This window comes from Micromonospora globispora (genome assembly GCF_003857015.1).
GTDB classification, from domain to species: Bacteria; Actinomycetota; Actinomycetes; order Mycobacteriales; family Micromonosporaceae; genus Micromonospora; species Micromonospora globispora.
Map to the genome: position 1 here is coordinate 1 of NZ_QGGF01000685.1, position 1,706 is coordinate 1,706.

Here is a 1,706-nt window from a genome sequence, read left to right on the forward strand (position 1 = left end):
GCCCGGGTCAGCCCACCGATCCCGGCCGCGTCATTGCGCCGCAGGGCTCGGGCCACCAGGAAGGCGAGCGCCCCGGCCAGGACCGGCAGGACGAACAGCAGCACCCGCAGCACCGCCAGCACGTCGTAGACCGGCAGCCGCAGCAGCCGGGCGATGATGTCGTCACCGGCCGCCACCACCAGCACCGCGTAGAAGGTCAGCGCGGCCACGCCGACCGACAGGCGGACCGGATGGTCACGGGGCCGGTCCAGCAGGTGATGCGGCCGGCGGTCGCGCGTCCGCAGCCGCTCCGCGAACGGCCACGCGTAGAGGGCGAGGAAGGTCAACCCGCCGAGCACCACGCCGGGGAAGAACGGCGCCGGCACCAGGTACCCGGCGATGCGGAACTCCCACGGCGGGAAGAGTCGCAGGGCACCGTCGCCCCAGGCCACGTACCAGTCGGGCTGGGCCGGCGAGGTCGACTGGGCCGGTGCGAACGGGCCGTACAGCCAGACCGGGTTGATCTGGACCAGGCCACCGAGGGCGAAGAGCACCGCCAGCACCCAGGAGAAGAGGGCCAGCGAGCGCAGGGCGTAGCTCGGCCACAGGCGCGAGCCGACCACGTTGTGCTCGGTCCGCCCCGGCCCGCGGAACTGCGAGTGCTTCTGCCGCACCAGGATGGTCAGGTGCAGCGACACCAGCGCGACGAGCAGGGCGGGCACCAGCAGCACGTGGGTGATGAACAGCCGCGGAATCATCTCGTCGGAGGGGAACTCCCCGCCCAGCCCCAGCGACACCAGCCAGGTGCCGACCAGCGGGACCGACTCCACCACCGACGTGAGGATCCGCAGACCCAGCCCGGAGAGCAGGTCGTCCGGCATGGAGTAGCCGGTGAACCCGTTGGCCAGGGCGAGGGTCAGCATGGTGACCCCGATCAGCCAGTTCAGCTCCCGGGGCCGGCGGAAGGCGCCGGTGAAGAAGATCCGCGACAGGTGCAGCACGATCGCCGCGACGAAGACCACCGCCGCCCAATGGTGGGCCTGCCGGATCAGTAGGCCGGCCCGGACGTCCCAGCTCAACCGCACCACCGAGGCGTACGCGGCGGAGGTGGTGGTGCCGTCCAGCGGGGCGTACCCGCCCCGGTAGACCCGGTCGCCGGAGCTGGCGTCGAAGAAGAACGTCAGGTAGACGCCGGTGAGGATGAGCGCAACGAACGAGTAGAGCGCGATCTCGCCCAGCATGAAGGACCAGTGGTCGGGGAAGACCTTCGCCAGCGCCCGTCGGGTGATCGGCGAGAGCCGGAGCCGGTCGTCCAGCGCCCGGGCCAGCCGGTCGGTGATCACGGCCGGCTCCAGAATCCGGCGCCCGGCGGGGCGGTGAAATCGCCGGTCGCCCGCAGGAAGCCGTCCGGGCCGACCTCGATCGGCAGGCCGGGCAGCGGCCGGGCCGCCGGACCGGCGATCGGCCGGGCGCCCGCCAGCAGGTCGAACGAGGACTGGTGGCAGGGGCAGAGCACCCGCCCGGTGCCCTTCAGGTAGAGCCGGACCGGGCAGCCGGCGTGCGTGCAGAGCAGCGACCAGACGGCCAGCCCGTCGAGCTGACCGCCGGCGGGCGGCCGGGAGAAGCGGCCCGGGTCGAGCCGGACGGCGAACGCGGGCGCGTCCCCGGCGTCCACGTTGCCCTCGGGGAAGACCCCGACCATCGTCTCGGCGGGGACGCGCCCGCGT

General features: G+C 73.2%; 2 protein-coding genes. Both read right to left on the reverse strand.

Features of this window, described 5'->3' with window-relative positions; all coding sequences use genetic code 11:
* Positions 1-1,322: cytochrome bc1 complex cytochrome b subunit (qcrB, locus tag DKL51_RS32050; RefSeq protein WP_207786348.1), on the reverse strand; the 1,322-nt coding region annotated here is incomplete at its 3' end.
* Positions 1,319-1,706: QcrA and Rieske domain-containing protein (locus DKL51_RS32055; RefSeq protein WP_221623274.1), on the reverse strand; the 388-nt coding region annotated here is incomplete at its 5' end. The genes DKL51_RS32055 and qcrB, both read right to left, overlap by 4 nt.